General features: G+C 72.1%; 20 protein-coding genes. 10 read left to right on the top strand and 10 right to left on the bottom strand.

Annotated features, from left to right (window positions below; genetic code table 11):
• Nucleotides 1-217: 217 nt before the first annotated feature.
• The gene (locus ACZ60T_RS15090) at nucleotides 218-883 is read right to left on the bottom strand and encodes an HD domain-containing protein (RefSeq protein ID WP_469666292.1); all 666 of its coding nucleotides are present in this window, start codon (nucleotides 881-883) and stop codon (nucleotides 218-220) included.
• A gap of 162 nt (nucleotides 884-1,045) precedes the next feature.
• Here ACZ60T_RS15090 and ACZ60T_RS15095 point away from each other — a divergent pair, with 162 nt between their 5' ends.
• The 5 genes from ACZ60T_RS15095 (at nucleotide 1,046) to ACZ60T_RS15115 (ending at nucleotide 6,102) form a co-directional block, all read left to right on the top strand.
• Nucleotides 1,046-2,317: a D-alanyl-D-alanine carboxypeptidase family protein gene (locus ACZ60T_RS15095; protein WP_469666293.1), complete on the top strand. Its 1,272-nt coding sequence runs from the start codon at nucleotides 1,046-1,048 to the stop codon at nucleotides 2,315-2,317.
• Complete coding sequence (locus tag ACZ60T_RS15100; RefSeq protein WP_469666579.1) at nucleotides 2,314-3,507, top strand: serine hydrolase domain-containing protein; 1,194 nt, start codon at nucleotides 2,314-2,316, stop codon at nucleotides 3,505-3,507. Before ACZ60T_RS15095 ends, ACZ60T_RS15100 begins: the two co-directional genes overlap by 4 nt.
• A gap of 12 nt (nucleotides 3,508-3,519) precedes the next feature.
• Complete coding sequence (locus tag ACZ60T_RS15105) at nucleotides 3,520-4,533, top strand: small ribosomal subunit Rsm22 family protein (RefSeq protein ID WP_469666294.1); 1,014 nt, start codon at nucleotides 3,520-3,522, stop codon at nucleotides 4,531-4,533.
• Between the two features lie 101 nt (nucleotides 4,534-4,634).
• Entirely contained in the window at nucleotides 4,635-5,267 is a 633-nt protein-coding gene (locus tag ACZ60T_RS15110; protein ID WP_365619837.1) for a TetR/AcrR family transcriptional regulator, read from the top strand.
• 103 nt (nucleotides 5,268-5,370) lie between these two features.
• On the top strand, nucleotides 5,371-6,102 hold the full coding sequence (locus tag ACZ60T_RS15115; protein WP_365619840.1) for a bifunctional DNA primase/polymerase: 732 nt from the start codon (nucleotides 5,371-5,373) through the stop codon (nucleotides 6,100-6,102).
• A 25-nt stretch (nucleotides 6,103-6,127) separates the two neighbouring features.
• Here the strand turns inward: ACZ60T_RS15115 and ACZ60T_RS15120 are convergent, their stop codons facing one another.
• Genes ACZ60T_RS15120 through efeO form a run of 4 tightly spaced genes read right to left on the bottom strand, consistent with a single transcriptional unit; the run spans nucleotide 6,128 to nucleotide 10,417 of the window.
• Nucleotides 6,128-7,123 carry an SCO2278 family lipoprotein gene (locus ACZ60T_RS15120; protein ID WP_469666295.1) on the bottom strand — a complete coding sequence of 332 codons (996 nt, stop codon included), beginning with the start codon at nucleotides 7,121-7,123 and terminating at the stop codon, nucleotides 6,128-6,130.
• Nucleotides 7,080-7,955, bottom strand: a complete 876-nt coding sequence (gene efeU, locus ACZ60T_RS15125; RefSeq protein WP_365619846.1) for an iron uptake transporter permease EfeU — start codon at nucleotides 7,953-7,955, stop codon at nucleotides 7,080-7,082. The genes ACZ60T_RS15120 and efeU overlap by 44 nt, the downstream gene beginning before the upstream one ends.
• A gap of 3 nt (nucleotides 7,956-7,958) precedes the next feature.
• The gene (efeB, locus tag ACZ60T_RS15130; RefSeq protein WP_469666296.1) at nucleotides 7,959-9,239 is read right to left on the bottom strand and encodes an iron uptake transporter deferrochelatase/peroxidase subunit; all 1,281 of its coding nucleotides are present in this window, start codon (nucleotides 9,237-9,239) and stop codon (nucleotides 7,959-7,961) included.
• Nucleotides 9,240-9,280: 41 nt separating this feature from the next.
• The gene (efeO, locus tag ACZ60T_RS15135) at nucleotides 9,281-10,417 is read right to left on the bottom strand and encodes an iron uptake system protein EfeO (protein WP_469666298.1); all 1,137 of its coding nucleotides are present in this window, start codon (nucleotides 10,415-10,417) and stop codon (nucleotides 9,281-9,283) included.
• A 131-nt stretch (nucleotides 10,418-10,548) separates the two neighbouring features.
• On the opposite strand from efeO, the gene ACZ60T_RS15140 reads away from it, so the two are divergent.
• On the top strand, nucleotides 10,549-11,193 hold the full coding sequence (locus ACZ60T_RS15140; RefSeq protein ID WP_469666299.1) for a PhzF family phenazine biosynthesis protein: 645 nt from the start codon (nucleotides 10,549-10,551) through the stop codon (nucleotides 11,191-11,193).
• Between the two features lie 21 nt (nucleotides 11,194-11,214).
• Here the strand turns inward: ACZ60T_RS15140 and map are convergent, their stop codons facing one another.
• Complete coding sequence (gene map, locus ACZ60T_RS15145) at nucleotides 11,215-12,072, bottom strand: type I methionyl aminopeptidase (RefSeq protein WP_469666300.1); 858 nt, start codon at nucleotides 12,070-12,072, stop codon at nucleotides 11,215-11,217.
• A 58-nt stretch (nucleotides 12,073-12,130) separates the two neighbouring features.
• On the opposite strand from map, the gene ACZ60T_RS15150 reads away from it, so the two are divergent.
• Nucleotides 12,131-12,364: a hypothetical protein gene (locus tag ACZ60T_RS15150; protein ID WP_365619873.1), complete on the top strand. Its 234-nt coding sequence runs from the start codon at nucleotides 12,131-12,133 to the stop codon at nucleotides 12,362-12,364.
• A gap of 37 nt (nucleotides 12,365-12,401) precedes the next feature.
• On the opposite strand, the gene ACZ60T_RS15155 is transcribed toward ACZ60T_RS15150, so the two are convergent.
• On the bottom strand, nucleotides 12,402-13,775 hold the full coding sequence (locus tag ACZ60T_RS15155) for an MFS transporter (RefSeq protein WP_469666301.1): 1,374 nt from the start codon (nucleotides 13,773-13,775) through the stop codon (nucleotides 12,402-12,404).
• A gap of 81 nt (nucleotides 13,776-13,856) precedes the next feature.
• Here ACZ60T_RS15155 and npdG point away from each other — a divergent pair, with 81 nt between their 5' ends.
• From npdG to ACZ60T_RS15170, 3 genes are all read left to right on the top strand, one after another.
• Entirely contained in the window at nucleotides 13,857-14,561 is a 705-nt protein-coding gene (gene npdG / locus ACZ60T_RS15160) for an NADPH-dependent F420 reductase (protein WP_469666302.1), read from the top strand.
• Between the two features lie 58 nt (nucleotides 14,562-14,619).
• Nucleotides 14,620-14,808 carry a hypothetical protein gene (locus tag ACZ60T_RS15165; RefSeq protein WP_365619879.1) on the top strand — a complete coding sequence of 63 codons (189 nt, stop codon included), beginning with the start codon at nucleotides 14,620-14,622 and terminating at the stop codon, nucleotides 14,806-14,808.
• Nucleotides 14,809-14,904: 96 nt separating this feature from the next.
• Nucleotides 14,905-18,210, top strand: a complete 3,306-nt coding sequence (locus ACZ60T_RS15170) for an AfsR/SARP family transcriptional regulator (protein WP_469666303.1) — start codon at nucleotides 14,905-14,907, stop codon at nucleotides 18,208-18,210.
• 21 nt (nucleotides 18,211-18,231) lie between these two features.
• Here ACZ60T_RS15170 and ACZ60T_RS15175 read toward each other — a convergent pair whose 3' ends face one another.
• The 3 genes from ACZ60T_RS15175 to ACZ60T_RS15185 form a co-directional block, all read right to left on the bottom strand.
• Nucleotides 18,232-19,050 carry an ABC transporter permease gene (locus tag ACZ60T_RS15175; protein ID WP_469666304.1) on the bottom strand — a complete coding sequence of 273 codons (819 nt, stop codon included), beginning with the start codon at nucleotides 19,048-19,050 and terminating at the stop codon, nucleotides 18,232-18,234.
• Nucleotides 19,047-20,075, bottom strand: a complete 1,029-nt coding sequence (locus ACZ60T_RS15180) for an ATP-binding cassette domain-containing protein (protein WP_365619888.1) — start codon at nucleotides 20,073-20,075, stop codon at nucleotides 19,047-19,049. The genes ACZ60T_RS15175 and ACZ60T_RS15180 overlap by 4 nt, the downstream gene beginning before the upstream one ends.
• A gap of 106 nt (nucleotides 20,076-20,181) precedes the next feature.
• On the bottom strand, nucleotides 20,182-21,399 hold the full coding sequence (locus ACZ60T_RS15185) for an MFS transporter (protein ID WP_469666580.1): 1,218 nt from the start codon (nucleotides 21,397-21,399) through the stop codon (nucleotides 20,182-20,184).
• Nucleotides 21,400-21,547: the final 148 nt, after the last annotated feature.

Genomic DNA, 21,547 nt, shown 5'->3' on the forward strand with positions numbered 1-21,547 from the left:
GCGGCTCGCGGCTCGCGGCTCGCGGCTCGCGGCTCGCGGCTCGCGGCTCGCGGCTCGCGGCTCGCGGCTCGCGGCTCGCGGCTCGCGGCTCGCGGCTCGCGGCAATGGTGTCCCTAGCGCATTTCAAGCCGGTCGGCAATCCTTCGGTCGTCCCCATGACAGGTGGCGGTGGCGGGGCGATGTCTGAACCCGTACACGGTAACGAATCACCCGGACGTCAGTCCTGCCACGGCGATTCCAGGATCGTGTCCACGAAGTCGCCCCGTTCGAAGCCGGGGACGAAGTGTTCCAGTACGTCCGCCTTCACGTTGCCGAAGGTGGTCTCCGGCTTGGGGCGGATGCCCTCGGTGAAGGCCGTGAGGATCTGTCGCTTGAAGTCGGGGCGGGGGTGCAGGGCCACGATCGCGGCGCGGTCGGCGGCGGAGATGTCGTCGTAGCCGATGCCGAGGACGTCGTACTCGACGCCCGCGGTGACCAGGGCGACCTCCGGTTCCATGAACTCCGGGATGCCGGGGGTGGTGTGCAGGGCGATCGCGGTCCACACGCGCCGGACGCTGTCGGGCGGTACGTCATGGGACTGGAGGAACTTCCTGGCCTCCTCGGCGCTGTCGACCTCGAAGCGGCGCCCGCTGCCGCGGAACTCCTCGTTCAGGCCGAGGTCGTGGAACATCGCCCCGATGTAGAGGAGTTCGGGGTCGAAGGAGAGGTCGCGGTTGCGGCCCTGGAGGCTGCCGAAGAAGTAGACCCGGCGGGAGTGGTGGTAGATCAGGTCGCTGGTGGTGTCCCGGACGAGCTGCGTCGCCTCGCGGGCCAGCGCCGTGTCGGGCACGCGGATGTCGGCCGGATCGGTTTGGGGCTGGGTCCGGGGCTTGGCCTGGGCCATGGGTCCGCCTCCTCATCGGTGGGTGGAGTGGAGTCCAGGGTCGCCGACCGCTGCCCGTGGGGCGGGCGACAGGCCCCGGCAGGTCACACCATGACCCGGCCTTTGCCGCGCCTTTAAGCAACCCTTGCCTGCTGTTACAGGCTCCCTCTGTACGGTCCCGAGGTGCGTGATTCCTCTTCCTCCTCCCCGCGTGCCGTGCGGCCGTCCCGCCGCGCCGTTCTCGGGCTCGCCGCCGCCGCGCCGCTGGCCCTGGCCGCACCCGCCTCCGCCGCCCCCGAACGCGCGGTGGCGCTCCCACGTCAGGGCGGTACCCCAAAGATCATCGGCGGTGAGCGGCTGGGGCTTCGCGGCGTCCAGGTGCGCGATGCCCACGGTCTGCCGCGGAAGCTCACCGCCCGTTCCTGGCTGGTGGCCGACCACGACAGCGGTGAGGTGCTCGCCGCGTACGACGCGCACCGCAGGCTCGCGCCCGCGTCCACGCTGAAGATGCTGTTCGCGGACACCCTGCTGAAGAAGTTCGAGCGGACCCAAACGTACCGGGTGACCGACGACGACCTCGCGGACGTGCCGGACGGCTCCAGCCTGGTCGGCGTCAAGGCCGGTATCACCTATACCGTCGAGGAGTTGTGGCTCGGGGTCTTCCTCCGCTCCGGCAACGACGCGGTGCATGTCCTCAGCCATATGAACGGCGGCCTCGCGAAGACCGTCGCCGAGATGCAGGCCCAGGCGCACGACCTCCAGGCCCTGGACACCCATGTGGTCAGCCCCGACGGCTTCGACCACAAGGGGCAGATCTGCTCCGCGTACGACCTCACGCTGTTCGCCCGCCACGGCTTGAAGAACCCCGCCTTCCGGGGCTACTGCGCCACGCGGACCGCCGACTTCCCGGCCGGGGGCAAGAAGACCTTCCAGATCCAGAACACCGACCGCCTGCTGACCGGCGCGTGGGGCCTCGACCCGTACAAGGGGCTCATCGGCGTCAAGAACGGCTTCACCAGCAACGCGGGCAACACCTTCACCGGTGCCGCCACCCGCGACGGCCGCACCCTCCTCGTGACCGTCATGCATCCGCGCTCCGGCGGCAACACCGTCTACGAGGAGACGGCCGCCCTGCTCGACTGGGGCTTCGCCCACGGCGCGACCGGTCGGGCGGTGGGCACTCTGGTCGATCCGCTCAGCGAGGGCGGGAACAGGTCGGCCTCCGCGTCGGCCAAGGGGAAGGGCCTGGAGGGCGCCCATGGCGCGGAGGCCTCGCGCGCGGGCGGCGGCGGCCCGTCCTGGGGGCTGGTCGGCGGGATCGGGGGAGCGATGGCGCTGCTGGCCGGGGGCGGGGCGGTCGCGCTGCGCGGGCGCCGACGCGGGGCCGCGAGCGCGGGGAACTCAGGGGACTTGGGTAGCCCGGCGGCTTCGGGGGCTTCGAAGGAGGAGAGCTGAGCGCACCGAGGCTCCGTACCGGCACCCCGGAGAAGGCCGGGCTCGACCCGGAGGAGCTGCGTCGGCTCGTCCAGGGGCTCCGGGACGCCGTGAGCGCCGAGCGCCCCTGGGCGGCCGGTGCCGTGGTGGTCGCCGGGCGCGGCCCGGTGGTGGCCGTGGAGGAGGCGATGGGCTGGGCGGTCCGCTACGCCGCGTACGACGCGCAGCGAGACCGGGGTGTCGAACTCCCGCTCGCGGAACAGGTCCCGATGACCGTGGACACCCCCTTCGACCTGGCCTCGCTCACCAAGCTGTTCACCACGGTCGCCGCCATGCAGCAACTGGAGCGCGGCACGCTCGGTATCGACGCCCGGGTGGCCGCGTATCTCCCGGACTTCCGGGCGGCCGGGGAGCACGGCATCACCGTGCGCCAACTCCTCACCCATACCTCCGGGTTGCGGCCCGAACTCCCGTTGTACGACTGCCCGTCACCGGCCGCGCGGCTCGCGCTGCTGCGGGCGGAGGCGCCGCTCTCGGCACCGGGGACGACGTACCGCTACTCGGATCTGAACCTGCTGCTCCTCCAGTACGTCCTGGAACGCGTCACCGGCCGCACGCTCGACGTCCTCGTCCGCGACGGGATCACCCGGCCGCTCGGGATGACCGCGACGGGCTTCGGGCCTAGGGCCTGCTGTGAAAGTCCCGTCGTTCGCCAGGCAGGCGGGACTTTCGCAGCAGGCCCTGGGCCGGGCGCGGCGGCGACGGAGGACCAGCGGCGGCCGTGGGCCAAGGTGGACCGGGGGATGCTGCGCGGAGAGGTCCATGACGAGAACGCGTGGGCGCTCGGCGGGGTGGCCGGTCACGCGGGTCTCTTCGCCACGGCCCGCGACCTTGCGGTCTTCTGCCGCACGCTGCTGGCAGGCGGCTCGTACGGGCCCGCGCGCATCCTGGGCCCCGACATCGTCGAGCTGATGTTCACCCCGCCCGGGTTCGGCTTCGCGCTCGACCAGCCGTGGTTCATGGGCGCGTTGGCGGGCCGGGGCGCGGCGGGGCATACGGGGTTCACGGGGACGTCGCTGGTGCTGGACCCGGCGACGGACACGTTCCTCGTGATCCTCGCGAACACGGTCCATCCGCGACGCCGGGAGCCGGACAGCCGGCCGCGGGCGGCGGCGGGGGACCGGCTGGCGCGGGCGGTCCGGGAGACCTGAGAGAATTCCCTGGTGAACGCCCCTGTCTCCGCCGGCTCCGCGGCCTCCGTCGCCGACCGGCTCCGTGCCGCCCTCGCCGGGTTGCTCGACGGTCTTCCGCCCCGGCAGGCCGCCCAGGCCGTGGACCGGTTGATCGCGAACTACCGGGGGCGGACCCCGACCGACGCGCCGGTGCTACGGGACCGCGCGGACGTCGTCGCGTACGCGGCCTACCGGATGCCAGCGACGTTCGAGGCGGTGTGCGCGGCGCTGGAGGCGTTCGCGGACGCGGTGCCGGGCTGGGTGCCCGCGAGCCATGTGGACATCGGGGGCGGCACCGGCGCGGCGACCTGGGCCGTGAGCGCGACCTGGGGCGGGGAGCGGCCGGTCACCGTGCTCGACTGGGCCGAGCCCGCGCTCGCGCTGGGCCGGGAGATCGCCGCCGCGAACCCGGCGCTGAGGTCGGCCGTGTGGCAGCGCTCTCGTATCGGAGCGGCGCTCAGCATCGAGAGCGCTGATCTCGTCACGGTCTCGTACGTCCTCGGGGAACTCACGGAGGCCGACCGCGCGTCCGTCGTCGACACCGCCGCCGCTGCGGCGCAGTCCGTCGTGATCATCGAGCCCGGCACCCCGGCGGGCTACGCGCGCGTCATCGAGGCCCGCGACCGGCTGATCGGCGCGGGCTTCCAGGTCGCCGCGCCCTGCCCGCACAGCGCGGCCTGCCCGATCGTCCCCGGCGAGGACTGGTGCCACTTCTCGGCCCGGGTCAGCCGTTCCTCGCTGCACCGGCAGGTCAAGGGCGGCTCGCTGGCGTACGAGGACGAGAAGTTCAGCTACGTCGCCGCGACCCGCCTCCCGGCGACCCCGGCCGCCTCCCGCGTCGTCCGCAGACCGCAGATCCGCAAGGGCCAGGTCCTCCTCGACCTGTGCGGCCCGGACGAGTCCCTGCACCGTACGACAGTGACCAAGCGCCAGGGCCCGCTGTACAAGGAGGCCAGAAACACGGACTGGGGCGACGCCTGGCCCCCACCGGGCCAGGAGTCCTGAGCCACGGCTCACACGGACCGACCTGCCCTGCCGGGCAGGCTGAACCGTCGCCCCCGCTTCGTGCGAGACGGTGCGTCTTGCTGTCTTGATAGGTTCGGCGTATGGCCAAGAAGCCCGTTCCCGATGCCAGTCGCCGTAGCGACAGGTCCCGTCGTGCCATCTACGACGCCGCGCTCTCGCTCGTCGGGGAAGTCGGTTACCCCCGGACCACCATCGAGGGCATCGCCGCCCGTGCCGGGGTCGGCAAGCAGACCATCTACCGGTGGTGGGCCTCCAAGGCCGACGTCCTGCTGGAGGCCTTCCTCGATCTCGGTGAGCGGACGGCGCGCGAGGCCGGGCAGGAGACGTACGACCTCCCCGACACCGGAAGCCTCCCCGACACCGGGGACCTCGCCGCCGACCTCAAGCACGTCCTGCGCGCCACCGTCGACGAACTGCGCGACCCCCGCTTCGAGGTCCCGGCCCGCGCGCTCGCCGCCGAGGGCCTGGTCAACCCGCAGCTCGGCGCCGAGGTCGTCGCCCACCTGCTGGAACCCCAGCTCCAGCGCTACGTCCAGCGTCTGCGCACCGCACAGCGGGCAGGCGCCGTACGCCCCGACATCGACCCGCGCATCGCCCTCGAACTCTTCGTCTCCCCGGTCGCCCAGCGCTGGCTCCAGCGCACCGCACCCCTCACCCACGCCTACACCGACACCCTCGTCGACTACGCCCTCCACGGCCTCGCACCCCGCTGAGCCCCCGCCCCCACCCCGGATGACGACTCCGGTCACAAGAGGCGCAGGATGGTGGGACCATAAGGAGTGCCGTCCGCACCACAGCAGTGAGGCGAGGGGACAGATGAACGCAGGGTTCGGCCGTCGCACCGGCGGGCAGGGCAGGATCTCCCGGTGGCTGCGCGGACACCGTCCCGCAGGCCCCGAGGACGACACCGGGGACGGCGGCCGTGAGGAGATGCTGCTGGCCGCAGCCGCCGCGGGCCTGCCGATCGCGCCCGCCGCGCACCCCGCCGGCTACCGCTGCTCCTGCGACCGCGTCGGCTGTCCGACGCCCGCCCGGCACCCCGTCTCCTTCGCCTGGCAGACGCAGTCCACCACGGACCGGGCGCAGATCGAGCGCTGGGTCAGGCACCAGCCGGAGGCGAACTTCATCACCGCGACCGGGATGGTGCACGACGTCCTCGACGTCCCCCACGAGGCCGGTCAGGAAGCCCTGGACCGGCTGCTCGCCGAGAACGTCGAGGTGGGCCCGGTCGCCACGACCGGCGACGGCCGCATGCTGTTCTTCACCCTGACCCGCGGCACACCCGAGGACGAGGACGAGTGGTGGCCGTGCGAGCTGGACTGCCACCCCGAGACCATGGACGAGCACCCCGGCCTGCGCTGGCACTGCCGGGGCTCGTACGTGCTGCTGCCGCCCGCGCGGCTGACCGGTGACCTGACGGTGGAGTGGGTCCGCGGTCCGGAGCACGCGCTGCCGGATCCGCTGAGCCTGCTGGAGGCGCTGACGGACGCCTGCGCGCGCCACGCCGGGGGCGAGAGCGAACTCGCGGCCTGGCCGCACCGGGGCTGAGCCCCGGCAGCGCACCGCCGGGGCCTTACTGCCCCTCGGCCCCCGTCAGCCCCTGCACCCGGCTGAGGAATTTCACTTCCCCCTTCACCGGGTCCAGCACCGCCTGGTTGGAGACGAACTCCCGCGTCAGGGACTGCCGTACCTCGCCCTTCAGCAGCGCGTTGGTGTTCGGATCGACGGGGATGTTCACCCCCTGCGCGGCCGTCTGCTTCTCGTAGTGGCGCGTGGCGAAGAAGACCAGCGCGCCGCCGTCCGCGGTGCGCAGCCCCACCGGGGCGAAGTCGCCGTTCGTCAGCGGCTCGTCGATGTACTGCCGGGCAAGTCCCGGCTTGCGCGCGTTCTTCAGCCGGGTCTCCCGCCACTGCGAGGTGTGCGCACCGGGCGCGAACGCGTCCCCGCCGTCCTTGAGATAGCCCGCGTACGCCGCGCCGAGCTTCTGCGGCCGTACGGCCAGCGCCGCGTCGTTCGCGGGCACCGGCTCGGCCCAGCCGTCCTTGTTCTTCTTGAACGTCGGTACGTCGGCTGCCGCGAGGATGGTCAGATACGACACCGCCCACACGTCGTTCGCCCCGGAGCGGGTGAAGACGAGCACCCAACGGGCGTCCGCGCTGCCCTTGTTGGCACGGGCGTCGACGACGAACCAGCGTGGCCAGCCCGCCTTCTCGGGGATCGTGAACCTGGCGTCGGTGAGCTTCAGCGGGACATGACTCGCGTTGCCGCCAGGGCTGTTGCGGTGTCCCGCCGCCAACTTGCCGCCGTCGATGGCGGCGAGCGGGCCGGTGACCCGGTCCTTGTCCAGGGACCGGTCGTACGCCTTGTCCGCCTTGTTGTAGGCGGTGGTGAAGTCCCCCAGCGCGCGGGCGGCTTCGGCCCGAGTCGCCGTCGGTACGACCTCCCGCTCGCCGTGCACCACCACACAACCGCTCGCCGTCACCGACACGACGACCACCGTCGCCGTGCGGGCGAACCGGCCGCGGCTACGAAGCGTTCGAGGGCTGTGATCCCCGCGATCCCTGCTCATCAGTGACCTTCACCTTCCCCTTTCCGGAGGCGAACCCTACCGGGGAGAAGAACACCGCGAGCGTCGGGACCAGGTACAGAGCCCACACCGTGACCTGAAGGACCGTCGGGTCGGGCTGGAAGTTGAAGACGCCCTTGAGCAGGGTGCCGTACCAACTGTCCGGCGGGATCGTGTCGCTGATGTCGAAGGCGAGCGTCGTCAGGCCGGGGATCAGATCGGCCTCCTGGAGGTCGTGGACGCCGTAGGCGAGCACACCCGCCGCGACGACGACCAGCATGGCGCCGGTCCAGGTGAAGAACTTCGCGAGGTTGATCTTCAGGGCGCCGCGGTAGAACAGCCAGCCCAGCAGGACCGCGGTGGCCAGACCCAGGGCGACACCGATCAGCGGGCGCGGCGTGCCGTCGCTCGCCGCGTGCACCGATGCCCACACGAACAGCGCGGTCTCCAGCCCCTCGCGGCCGACGGCCAGGAACGCGGTGGCGACCAGCGCGACCGTACCCGTCTTCAGCGCCATGTCGAGCTTGCCGTGCAGTTCGGACTTGAGGTTGCGGGCCGTGCGCCGCATCCAGAAGACCATCCAGGTCACCAGGCCCACCGCGAGGATGGACAGGGAGCCGCCGAGGGCCTCCTGCGCCTGGAACGTCAGCTCCTGGGAGCCGAATTCGAGGGCGCAGCCGAAGCCGAGCGCGATGACGACCGCGATGGCGATGCCGGTCCAGATCGGCTTCAGGGCGTCCCGGCGGCCGGTCCTGACCAGATAGGCGATCAGGATGCAGACGACGAGGCTGGCCTCCAGCCCCTCACGCAGACCGATCAGATAGTTGGAGAACACGGCCTAGGCCTCCTCGGTGAGCAGGGTCCGGCCCCACCAGTCGTTCTTGTCACGGACACCGGGCGGGACCGCGAAGACGGCTGAACCCACGTGCTGGATGTACTCGTTGAGCGCGTCGGACGCCGCGAGCTTGCGCTGGAGCGGGATGAACCCGTGGCGCGGGTCGCGCTGGTAGGCCAGGAAGAACAGGCCCGCGTCCAGGCGGCCGAGACCGTCGGTGCCGTCGGTGAAGGAGTAGCCGCGGCGCAGGATGGTGATCCCGCCGTTGGCGTCGGGGTGCGCGAGCCGGACGTGCGCGGTCGGCTTCATCGCCTTCAGGAACGGCTTGTCGTGTTCCTTCGCCTTGCCGACGGCGGCGCCCTCGCGCTTGTCCCGCCCGAAGACGTCCTCCTGCTCCTGCAGCGAGGTCCGGTCCCAGGTCTCGATGTTCATCCGGATACGCCGGGCGACGAGGTACGAACCACCGGACATCCAGTCCGGGCCGTCCCCCTCGCCGACCCATACGTACTTCTTCAGCCGGTCCGTCTCCGTACCCGCGATGTTGCTCGTGCCGTCCTTGAACCCGAAGAGGTTGCGCGGCGTCTGCGCGTCCGGGGTCGTCGACGAGGTCTTGCCGAAGCCGAGTTGGGACCAGCGGACGGCGACCTTGCCGAAGCCGATGCGGGCCAGGTTGCGGATCGCGTGCACGGCGACCTGCGGGTCGTCCGCGCAGGCCTGGACGCACAGGTCGCCGCCTGTGCGGGACTTGTCGAGGTTGTCGCCCGGGAAGTGGGGCAGGTCCACGAGCGCGGCCGGGCGCTTGTCCGCGAGGCCGAACTTCTCGAAGAACGACGGTCCGAAGCCGATGGTCAGCGTCAGCCGCGACGGGTTGAGCCCGAGGGCCTCACCGGTGTCGTCGGGCGGGGCCTCGGCGAGCCCGCCGTACGCGCCCTCGCCGACCGTCCGGCCCGCGGTCATCCGCCGCGCGGCCTCGGTCCAGTCCTTCAGCATCCGGATGAACGCGTCGCGGTCGGTGGTCTTCACGTCGAACGCGGCGAAATGCAGCCGGTCCTGCACCGCGGTCGAGATGCCCGCCTGGTGCGCGCCGTGGAAGGCGACCGCGCCGCCCGTCGAGGAGTCGGCCGACGCCGCGGCCTCGTGCGGCCGGGCCACCGCGACCGCGCCGCCCGCCACGGCGGCGCCGAGCGCGAGGCCCGCGCCGCCCCAGCCGATCAGCGCGCGCCGGGAGGGAGCCGGGGAGGAGCCCTCCGCGCCGGTCTCGTCGGGTTCGGTGGTCTCCGTCATGCTCCCTGCTCCCTGCTCCGTGCTTCCTGCTGCCCTGCCTGCTACTTCACGACCGCGGCGGCGAGCTTCGACAGCGGTTCGGCGAGCGCGTTCACCGCGTCCGAGAGTTCCTTGCGGTCCTCCTTGCCGACCTTGTCGTAGGAGACGAAGTCGTACGACGTCTTGCCGGAGCGGTACGTGTCGAGCAGCTTGTTCAGCGCGGTGAACTGCTGGTCGAGTTCCTTGGCCAGCTCCGGGTCGTTCTTCTGGGCGACCGGCTTGAGCAGCTCGTACGCCTTCTGCGCGCCCTCGACGTTGCCCTTGAAGTCGACGAGGTCGGTGTGCGCGTAGCGGTCCTCCTCGCCGGTGACCTTGCCGGTGGCGACCTCGTCCAGCAGCTCCTTGGCGCCGTTGGCCATGGAGGTCGGGGTGATCTCGGCGGTGCCGACCCGCTTCTGCCAGTCCTTCAGGTCGGTCACGAGCTGGTCGGCGAGCTTCTTCTCGGTCGCGCCGATCTTCTGGTCCGCCCACAGCGCCTTCTCCAGGCGGTGCCAGCCGGTCCACTTCTGGCCCTGCTCCAGGCCGTCGGCGCGGACGTCGACCTTCGGGTCGATGTCACCGAAGGACTCGGCGACGGGCTCGGTGCGCTCCCAGCCGAGGCGGGAGAGGGCGTACGCCTTCTTCGCGCCCGCCAGGTCGCCGTCCTTGATCGCCTTCACGAAGGTCTCGACGCGGGGCAGCGTCTCGTCGGCCTGCTCCTGGGCGTAGGCGCGGTAGTCGGCGACGGCCCTGTCCAGCTTGGGGTCCCGCTTGGCCGCCTTGTTGTCGCCGGTGACCGTGAGCTTCTGCCGTACGCCGTGGCCCTTCATGCCGGGGCGGCAGGCGATCTCGTACTCACCGGCCTTGACCTCGGCGGTCAGCGTGTACTTGGTCCCCGGGCCGATGTTCTCCTTCTCGGAGACGATCCGGTCGTCCGGGAAGACGATCTCGACCTCGGTGGCCTTCGAGCCCTTGTTCTCGATCTTCAGCGTGACCTGGCCCGCCGGGACGGACTTCGTGGAGGTCTCGCAGGTCGAGTCGGCGGCGGTCACCGTGATCGCCTCACCGTCCTTCGCGTCGCTCTTCGCGGTGCAGGCCGTGACGGCGGTCAGGGCGGCGGCGGTGACGGCAGCCACGGTGGCGAGGCGGACGGTTCGCATGCGTGCTCCACGGAAGGGGTTCGGTAAGGCATGCCTAATTTAACCGAGGCTGTCCTAAGTAGTACCCACAGGGGTCGTGATTCAGATCTCACCGACCCCGGCGGAGCGACGGGGTGGGCTTGAATGCCTGGGTGACCGACTACGACGTACTGCGTGTCTTCTGCGGGCCCGGTGGCGGATACGGCAACGAACTCGGCGTCGTCCGCGACGGTTCGGCCCTCCCCGAGCGGAGCGAGAGGCAGGCGCTGGCCCTGAAGCTGGGCTTCAGCGAGACGGTGTTCGTGGACGACCCCGAGCGTGGAGTCATCGACATCTACACGCCTACGCTCCGGCTGCCGTTCGCGGGCCACCCCTGCGTGGGCACGGCCTGGCTCCTGGACGTGCCCGAACTGACCACGCCCGCCGGGGTGGTCGGGGCCCGCCAGGACGGCGAGTTCACCTGGATCGAGGCCCGCCCGGAGTGGGCGCCCCCGCGCACCCTGCGCCAGTACGCGACGGCCACCGAGGTGGACGCCCTCACGGTCCCGCCGCCCGGCGAGTGGATCTACGCCTGGGCGTGGGAGGACGAGTCGGCGGGCCGCGTCCGAGCCCGCGCCTTCCCGGGCCGCGACGACGGAATCGACGAGGACGAGGCGACGGGCGCGGCAGCCATCCTCCTCACGACCCACCTGGGCCGCGCCCTCAACATCCGCCAGGGAGCAGGCTCCCAACTCCTCACGGCACCACAGCCGGAGGGGTGGTTGGAGGTGGGGGGCCGGGTACTCCTGGAACGCTGAATTCCGTGGCCCGCCCCGTCGCTACGGCAGCGTCAGGATCTCCGCGCCCGTCTCCGTGACCACCAGCGTGTGCTCGAACTGGGCCGTGCGCTTGCGGTCCTTCGTGACGACCGTCCAGCCGTCGTCCCACATGTCGTACTCGTAGCTGCCGAGGGTCAGCATCGGCTCGATCGTGAACGTCATGCCGGGGCGCATCACCGTCGTGGCATGCGGGCTGTCGTAGTGCGGGACGATCAGGCCGGAGTGGAACGCGGTGCTGATGCCGTGGCCCGTGAAGTCGCGGACCACGCCGTAGCCGAAGCGCTTGGCGTAGGACTCGATGACACGGCCGATGACGTTGATCTGACGGCCGGGGCGGACGGCCCTGATCGCGCGGTCGAGGGATTCGCGGGTGCGCTCGACCAGCAGCCGGGACTCCTCGTCGACCTCGCCGACGAGATACGTGGCGTTGTTGTCGCCGTGGACGCCGCCGATGTACGCCGTCACGTCGAGGTTGATGATGTCGCCGTCCCGCAGCACCGTCGAGTCCGGGATGCCGTGGCAGATCACCTCGTTGATCGACGAGCACAGCGACTTCGGGAAGCCGCGGTAGCCGAGCGTCGAGGGGTAGGCGCCGTGGTCGCACATGTACGCGTGCGCCACCCGGTCCAGCTCGTCCGTGGTCACGCCCGGCGCGATGTGCTTGGCCGCCTCGGCCATGGCCCGCGCGGCGATCCGCCCGGCGATCCGCATCGCCTCGACGGTCTCCGGGGTCTGCACCTCCGGGCCGGAGTACGGCTTCGGCGCGGGCTTGCCGACGTACTCGGGGCGGCGGATGTTCCCCGGTACGGAACGAGGCGGGGACAGCTCCCCGGGAGCGAGCAACGAGTGGCCAGACATAACCGCGAGTCTATCCACGGGTGATGGGGGATCATGTCGGTGGTGAGAGGAGCTGGTCATGCCCCTGTTCAAGAAGCAGACCGCGGGGAAGCCGGGCGAGTGGTACTACTGCCTGGAGCATCGCAAGGTCGAGGAGGGGCCCGAGTGCCCCGCCAAGAACCGGTTCGGGCCGTACGCCTCCCGCGAGGAGGCGGGCCGCGCGATGGAGACGGCCCGCGAGCGGAACCTCGAGTGGGAGACGGACCCCCGGTGGCACGACGTCCCCCCGGAGGGTGAACGGAACGACGGATGAGCAGCGGGCGGCGGCCACAGCGGTCGAGCCCCCGCGCTCACGCCGTCGCCTCCTCCCTCGTCGTCTTCTCCCGCGCCGCCTTCACCCGGGCCGCGTGCGGGCTCGTGCGGGTGTCGTAGGTCATCAGCGCGGGCAGGCACAGGGCCAGCAGGGCCACCACCCCCGTGCACAGCAGGCCGCCGGACCACACCGACGCCCGGACGCCCGTCCACGCCGCCATGCCGCCGGACCGGGCCTGGCCCATCTGCGGTCCGATCGAGTACGACAGCAGTTCGATGCCCGCCAGTCGGCCGCGCAGTTCGTCGGGGATCGTCTGGTTCCACATCGCGCCCCGGAAGATCCCGCTGATCATGTCGAAGCCGCCCGCGAGCATGAGACACAGCAGCACCAGCCAGATGTTCGGGGCGAGCCCCGCCACCGTGATCGCGAGCCCCCATCCGGCCGCGGCGAACGCCACCATCCGCCCGTGCCGGTGGATCCGCGACGTCCATCTGCTCATGAGCGACATGAGCAGCGACCCGGCCGGGATGCTCGCGTACATCAGCCCCAGCGCCCACTCCGCGTGCAGCTCGTCCGCGAGGAACGGCAGGATCGCCAGCGGCATCGCGAGGACCATCGCGACCAGGTCGACGACATAGGTGCCCAGCAGCTCCTTGCGGCCCCACGCGTACCGCGCGCCCTCGGCGATCGACCGCAGCGACGGCTTCGCAGCCTCGTGGTGCGCGGGGGAGGCGGCCAGCCTCAGGCCCAGCACCACCGACACCACGAAGGTCAGGGCATCCGCGCCGTACGCCGTGCCGAACCCGGCGTACGCGACGATCACCCCGGCCAGCGCCGGGCCCGCGACCCCGCCGATCGTCCAGCGCAGCGAGTTGAGCGAGGCGGCGGCCGGAAGGTGCTCGTGCGGCACGATCCGCGGGATCAGGGCGTCGAGCGCGGGCCGCTGGACGGCACCGAGCGCGGCGGACAGCGCCGCGACGACGTACAGCGGCCAGATCGCGGGCCGCGGCAGCAGCGCGTTGACCAGGAGCGCGAAGGACAGCACGCCCTGCCCGGCCTCGGTGAAGACGATCAGCTTCCGCTTGTCGTACGCGTCGGCGAGCGCGCCGCCGTACAGGCCGAAGACGATCAGGGGGATCACCTCGACGGCACCGACCGCGCCCACGGCCGCCGTGGAACCGGTCAGCTCCTTCAACTGCACGGGCACCGCGACGAAGGTGAGGAACGTGCCGAAGTTGGTGATCAGCCCGGCCAGCCACAGCCGCCGGAAGTCCGCCGACGCGTGCCAGGGCGCGAGGTCGGGCAGCAGCCTGCCCAGCCGGGACCGCAGGCCGCTGACGTCCGCGTCGGCGTCGACGTCCTTCCCGGCCGGTACGGAGGTCGGGGCAGGGGCGGCGGGGTCTTCGGTCACGAGGAGCCATGCTCAGATGCCCCCGAGCCCCAGGGCAACCGGTTTTCCCCCGGCCCCCGCACGCCCACGTAGAGTCGGCCCATGACCTCAACCGACAGTGCACAGAAGGCTCCTGCCAAGGACCCCTGGGACCTTCCCGACGTCTCCGGGCTCGTCGTCGGCGTGCTCGGCGGCACCGGCCCGCAGGGCAAGGGCCTCGCCTACCGCCTCGCTCGGGCCGGCCAGCAGGTGATCATCGGCTCGCGTGCCGCGGAGCGCGCGCAGGCCGCCGCCGACGAGATCGGCCACGGCGTCGAGGGCGCCGACAACGCCGAGGCCGCCCGGCGCAGCGACATCGTGATCGTCGCCGTGCCGTGGGAGGGCCACGGCAAGACCCTCGACTCCCTGCGCACGGAACTGACCGGCAAGCTCGTCGTCGACTGCGTCAACCCGCTCGGCTTCGACAAGAAGGGCGCGTACGCGATCAAGCCGGAGGAGGGCAGCGCCGCCGAGCAGGCCGCCGCCCTGCTGCCGGACTCACGCGTCACCGCCGCCTTCCACCACCTGTCCGCCGTCCTGCTCCAGGACCCGCAACTCGACCGGATCGACACCGATGTGATGGTCCTCGGCGAGGAGCGCGCCGACGTCGAGATCGTGCAGGCGCTGGCCGGGCGGATCGCGGGCATGCGGGGCGTCTTCGCGGGACGGCTGCGCAACGCCCACCAGGTGGAGTCCCTCGTGGCGAACCTGATCTCCGTGAACCGCCGCTACAAGGCGCATGCGGGGCTCCGCGTCACCGACGTATGAGCCATGGGGGACACTGGGTGCGTAGCAGGTCGCAGTGTCCCCCGACAGGAGCCGTCCCATGCCCCGCCTCGCCCTTTACGCCCTCGCCGTCTGCGTGCTCGCCGTGGTCGCCGCGGTCGTCTCGTTCGCGCAGGGCAGTTGGCCGCTGGGCATCGTCTGGGTGCTGCTCGTGGGTGTCTCGTCCAACATGGCCTGGTACTACGTGCGGCGCGGCAAGGCGGAGCCGAGCGAGTCCGCCCCGGCCTGAACCGGCCCGCACCACCCTGACCGAGGTCTCGCGACGGGGGCGGGAAACACCGGGCAGGCGATAACCCCGTGACCGCCCCTGAAGTCACCGGAGACAATGCCCCCTGTGCGCTATCGGATCCTCGGCACCACCCAGGCACTCCGCGCCGACGGCACGCCCGTACCGGTCGGCGGGGCGCGGCTGCGCTCCCTGCTGACCGTGCTCGCCCTGCGGGCCGGCCGGACCGTACCCGCCGCCCTCCTGGTGGACGAGATATGGGACGGCGCCCCGCCCGCCGACGCCACCGGCGCCCTGCAAGCACTGGTCGGACGGCTGCGCCGGACCCTCGGGCCGCATGCCGTGGAGTCCGCGGACGGCGGCTACCGCCTGGCCGCGGCCCCCGACGACATCGACCTGCACCGCTTCGAGCGGCTCACCGCCGAGGGCCTGCGCGCGCTGGCCGACGGCGACCCCGCCAAGGCCGCGGCCGTCCTCGACGACGCCCTCGCCCTGTGGCAGGGCCCCGCCCTCGCCGACCTCCCCGACCGCACCACCGAGGCGGCCCGCTGGGAGACCCGCCGCCTCGACGCGCGCCGCGCCCGGCTCACCGCGGCCCTCGCCCTCGGCCACGGCGAGCAGCACCTGCCCGAGCTGACCGCCCTGTGCGACCTCCACCCCCTGGACGAGTCCCTCCAGACCCTGCGGCTGTGCGCGCTGCGCGACGCGGGCCGCCCGGCCGAGGCACTGGCCGCGTACGAGGACGTACGAGAGCTGCTCGCGGACCGGCTCGGCTCGGACCCGGGGCCCGAACTGCGCGCCCTGCACAGGGAGTTGCTCCAGGGGCCGGAAGCGCTGCCGGACCTGGCCGCCCCCCGGCGGGCCCCGGTCGCGGACACCGCCCTCGCGCCCGCGCCGCCCGGCAACCTCCGCGCCCGGCTGACCTCCTTCGTCGGACGCGAGGCCGACATCGACACCATCCGCGGTGATCTCGCCGCCGCCCGGCTGGTCACCCTGCTCGGGCCCGGCGGCGCCGGGAAGACCCGGCTGTCGCAGGAGGCCGCCGAGGCCGTGGCGCACACCGCGCCGGACGGGGTGTGGCTGGCCGAACTCGCGCCGGTCGACGTCCCCGAGGCCGTCCCCGAGGCCGTGCTCACCGCCGTCGGGGCGCGCGAGACCGTGCTGCGCGGCGCCGGGGCCGAGGAGCTGCGCGCCGTCGCCGAACGGCACGACGCCCCGCTCGACCGGCTCGCCGAGCACTGCGCCTGGCGCCGCATGCTGCTCATCCTCGACAACTGCGAACACGTCGTGGAGGCGGCCGCCCGCCTGGTCGAGCACCTCCTCGAACGCTGCCCGGGGCTCACCGTCCTCGCCACCAGCCGCGAACCCCTCGGCGTACCGGGAGAGTTGCTGCGCCCGGTCGAGCCGCTGCCGCAGCCGTACGCGCTGAAGCTGCTCGCCGACCGCGGTGCCGCCGCCCGGCCCGGCTTCCGGGTCGACGCCGACGAGGAGACCGCCCTGGCCACCGCGGAGATCTGCCGCCGCCTCGACGGACTGCCGCTCGCCATCGAACTGGCCGCCGCCCGGCTGCGGATGCTCACCCCGCGTCAGATCGCCGACCGGCTGGACGACCGCTTCAGACTGCTCACCTCCGGCGCCCGCACCCTGCTGCCCCGGCAGCAGACCCTGCGGGCCGTGGTCGACTGGTCCTGGGACCTGCTGGACGCCGACGAACGCGCCGTACTGCGCCGTCTGTCCGTCTTCTCCGGCGGCTGCGACCTCACCGCCGCCGAGGCCGTGTGCGGGCCCGCCGCACTGGAAGGGATCGCCTCCCTGGTCGACAAGTCCCTGGTGGTGGCGGCCCCTTCGGGTGACGGGGAGATGCGCTACCGACTCCTGGAGACCGTCGCCGAGTACGCGGGCGAGCGGCTGGCGGAGTCCGGCGAGCGGCCCGAGACCGAGCGCGCCCATCTCACGTACTACCGCGAACTCGCCCGCACCACCGACCCGTTGCTGCGCTCATCCGCCCAACGCGCGGCGATCGAACGGCTCCAGGTGGAGTACGAGAACCTGCGTACCGCCCTGCGCCGCGCGGTCGCCGTCCGTGACGAGCACGAGGCGCTGTGCCTGCTGCACTCGCTGGGCTGGTACTGGCAGATGCGGGACCTGCGCACCGAGGCCCGTACCTGGGCGGCCGCCGTCATCGCCCTCGGGCCCGATCCCTTCACCGCGCCCGCCCGCGAGGTGCCCGATCTGAGCGAGGGGTGCGTCGACAGCCCGCCGCCGATGCGCCCGGAGATCCTCGAAGAGGCCCGCCGTGGCGCCCATCTCACCCATCTCGCCTGCATGGACAAGGACCTCCAGGCGTGGGAGACGGCCGAGGCCAAGCAGAAGCTGCGCGTCATCAGCGAGACGTACCGCCCCGGCCAGCCGCAGACCTGCCAGATGCCCGGCTTCATCTGGATCTTCGCCGTCATGCTCGTCGCCGATCTGGACCGGTTGCGCACGGTCCTCGACGCGGCCGTCCGTACCTGCCGGGAACGGGGCACCGCCTGGGAGCTGGCCCACACCCTTCAGATGCGCGCCAACATCCTCGCCAACCGCACCGAGTGGGCGGGCGACGCGAGCCGGGACGCCGACGAGGCGCTGGAGATCTTCCGCGGCATCGGGGACGTCTGGGGCGTGGCCGAGGCGCTGTCCGCCCGGGGCGAGGCCCATGAGCGGCGCGGTGACTACGCGCTCGCCGCCGCCGACTACGAGGCCGCCGGGGAGTACGCCGTACAGCTCGGCGCCCGTTCCCAGGAGGCGGTCCTCACCGCCCGCCTCGGCAACATCCTGCTCGACGCGGGGGACAGCGAACGGGGTGAGCGGCTGCTGCGCCAGGTCATCGAGGAGGGCCATGGCACGTTCAGCGACGTCATGCCCGCGGCCCGGACCTTCCTGGCCATGTGGCTCAGCCGCACCGACCGGGTGGCCGAGGCGCGCGAGCAGGTCCGGCTGCTGCGCAGGGACTTCGCGGCCGTGAGCTTCGTGGTCTTCGAGGGTCTCGTGCTCGGTCTGGAGGCCTGGCTGGAGACGGTGGACGGGCAGTATGCGCAGGCCCTGGTCAAGGTGCGCGCCGCGCTCACGCGGGCCGAGGACCGGATGAGCCAGATGATCGCGCCGCATATCGCCTCCGCGCATCTGACGTGCGCCGCGATCGCGCTCAGCGGGGTGGAGGGCGGCAGCCGGGCCCCGGACGCGGCCCGGTGCCTGGCCGTCGCCGACGGTCTGCTGCCGCCCGGCCACGTCAAGCCCCCGGCGGAGCGCGAGTTCCGCGCCAGGGCGGAGGCGGCGGCCCGCGCCGCGCTGGGCGACGCGGCGTACGAGGCCGCGTACGCGGAGGGCGAGGGGTCCTCCCTGGCGGAGGCCCTCGCCCTCATCTGACCCGGTGGTCCTGATCCCCGGTCAGCTCTTCGTCGTGTACTTGCGGATGGCGACGGGGGCCATGACCGCCGTGAGGACCACCGACCAGATCAGGGTCACCAGCACGTCGTGGGTGATCGGCCGGCCGCCGTTCATCAGACCGCGGGCGGCGTCCGCCAGCGACGACAGCGGGTTGTAGTCCGTGAAGGCCTGGAGCCAGCCGGGCATGGTGTCCGTCGGCGCGAAGATCGACGAGCCGAACTGCAAGGGCATCAGCACGAGGAATCCCATCGCTTGGATGGCCTGGGCGTTCTTCATCACCACGCCCATGGTCAGGAAGATCCACATGATCCCGAAGCCGAACACCGCCGCCAGACCGATGGCGGCGAACAGCCCCGGCACGTTCGAGACGGACAGGCCGAGCAGGAAGCCGACCGTGAGCAGGATCGCGATGGCGACCAGCATCCGGGCCAGCTCCACGACGATCTTCGCGATCAGGACGGAGGACCGGGCGATCGGCAGGGACCGGAAGCGGTCCATCACGCCCGTCTGGAAGTCCTGGTTGAAGCCGGTCCCGACGCCCATGGCGATGTTCATGCCCATCATCGCCATCAGACCGGGGATCACGTAGTTGACATAGGCCTCGCGGTTGTCGGTGCCCGCGATGGCTCCGCCGAAGACGAACACGAACAGCAGGGTGAAGACGATCGGCATCAGGACCGCGTCGAACATCGACTCCGGGTCCTGCCGGATCCACAGCAGATTGCGGCGGATCAGGGCGCCGATGTGGCGCAGATTGCCGCGCAGTCCGATCCGGCCCTCGCCGACGGTCACGGGGCTGGTGAGAGTGGCGGCGCTCATGCGGCGACCTCCTCGCGGGCGGGGGACGCGTCGTCCTGGTGGTTGCTGATCTTGTGACCGGTCAGGGACAGGAACACCTCGTCCAGACTGGGCAGTTCGGTGGTGATACCGGCGAGCGTGATGCCGCGGGCGGTGACCGCGCCGACCACCGCGGTCAGTTGCTCGTCGCTGAGGATCGGGACGAGCACGGTGCCGGTCTCGGTGTCCACGGTCGCCTTGCCGATCCCGGTGAGGCCGAACTCGTCGAGCGCCGTGGCCGTCGGGCGCAGTTCCTGCGGGTCGGCCGGGCGGATGCGCAGGGTACGGCCGCCGACCTTGGCCTTCAGCTCGTCGACCCGGCCGCCCGCGATGACCTTGCCGCGGTCGATGACGGTCAGCTCGGCGGCCAACTGCTCGGCCTCCTCCATGTACTGGGTGGTGAGCAGCACGGTCGCGCCCTCGGCGACCATCCGCTTGACCTCGGTCCACACCTCGTTCCTCGTGCGCGGGTCGAGGCCGGTGGTCGGCTCGTCCAGATACAGCACGGCGGGGTGCCCGATCATGGACGCGGCGAGGTCGAGGCGGCGGCGCATACCGCCGGAGTACGTGGACGCCGGGCGCTTGGCCGCCTCCGTGAGCGAGAACCGCTCCAGAAGGCCGTCGGCCCGTGCGCGGGACTCCTTGCGGGACAGGTCGAGCAGCCGGCCGATCATGTAGAGGTTCTCGTAGCCGGAGAGCTTCTCGTCCACCGACGCGTACTGGCCGGTGAGACCGATCACCCGGCGGGTCTGCCGGGGCTGGCGGACGACGTCGTAGCCCGCGACCGTCGCCTGCCCGGCGTCCGGGGTGATGAGAGTGGACAGACAGCGGACGAGGGTGGTCTTCCCGGCGCCGTTCGGCCCGAGCACCCCGAGGACCGTGCCCTCGCGGACGTCGAGGTCGACGCCGTCCAGCGCTTTGGTCTCGCCGTAGTGCTTGACCAGCCCCCGTACGGTGACGGCCGCGTCCGATGCGGCGTCGTGGGGAGTGTTGTCGATGCGTGTCATACCGAGCACGGTGCCAGCCGCCGTCGACAGACCACCGACAGGTCGCCTACAGCCGTCCGCGCCCGCCGACGGACCACCGACAGTCCGCCTGGAGCGCGACCGGCGCTCAGCCGCGCACGCTCTCCGTGGGCTCCGGGACGTGGGTCGCCACCAGGCGTTCCGGGCCCGGCCGGGGAGCGGTACGGCGGTCGACCGCGTAGGCGAGGCCCGCCACCGCCAGGCCCAGCGCCGCGAGGGCCGCGCCCGCCAGGGCGGGGGAGGTGACGGAGAAGCCCGCGGCCAGGGCGAGGCCGCCGATCCAGGCGCCGCCCGCGTTGGCGAGGTTGAACGCGGCCTGGTTCGCCGAGGACGCCAGGGACGGGGCCGCCGACGCCTTCTCCATGACCATGAGTTGCAGCGGCGAGCCGGTGACGAACGCCGCCGTGCCCAGCAGCGTCACGGCCAGCGCCGCGCTCCACGGGGCGCCCATGAGCAGCGGGAACAGGCACAGCACCGCCATCAGCGCGGTCATGCCGCCGAGCAGCGTGCCCCGCAGCGAGAGATCCGCGAGCCGCCCGCCGGCGAGGTTGCCGATCGTCGCGCCCACCCCGAACAGGGCCAGCAGCAAGGTGACGCTGCTCTCCGTGTACCCCGCCGCGTCCGTCAGCATCGGCGTCACATAGCTGTACGCCGAGAACAGCGCGCCGAACCCCGCCACCGTCGTCCCGAGCGCCAGCCAGACCGGCAGGGACCGCAGCGCCGCCAACTCGCCCCGCAGACCGCCCGCCGGGGCGGGGGCGTCGTCCCTCGGGATCAGGAGGAACAGGGAGACGATCGCGGCCACACCCACGGCGCTCACGCCCAGGAACGTGACCCGCCACCCCAGATGCTGGCCCGCCAGCGTCGCCACCGGCACACCGGCGATGTTCGCGACCGTCAGGCCCAGGAACATCAACGAGACCGAGCGGGCCTTGCGTTCGGGCGCGACCAGGTGGGTGGCGACGACCGCGCCGACGCCGAAGAACGCGCCGTGCGGCAGACCGCTCAGGAAGCGCGCGGCCAGCAGCCCGTGGTAGCCGGGGGCGAGCCCGGACAGCGCGTTGCCCAGGACGAACAGGACCATCAGGCCGATCAGGACCGTACGGCGCGGCAGCCGGGCCGTGACCGCGGCGAGCAGCGGCGCGCCGATCACCACGCCCAGCGCGTACGCCGAGACCAGATGCCCGGCGGTGGGGATGGAGATACGCAGGTCGCTCGCGACGCCGGGCAGCAGGCCCATCATCACGAACTCGGTGGTGCCGATACCGAAGGCGCCCACGGCGAGGGCGAGCAGGGCCAGGGGCATGGGGGCCTTCGTCTTTCGAGGGTCGTTCAAGGAGCGAGGGTCGATCCAGGGATGCGAGGCTCCTTCGAGGACTTGCGGGGTCGCCCGAGGAGCGCAGGACGACCCATCTTATGTTCGAACGGGGAACAAACGACCCCTCGGGGGTGAA

It is taken from the genome of Streptomyces sp. NPDC104371 (assembly GCF_055583785.1).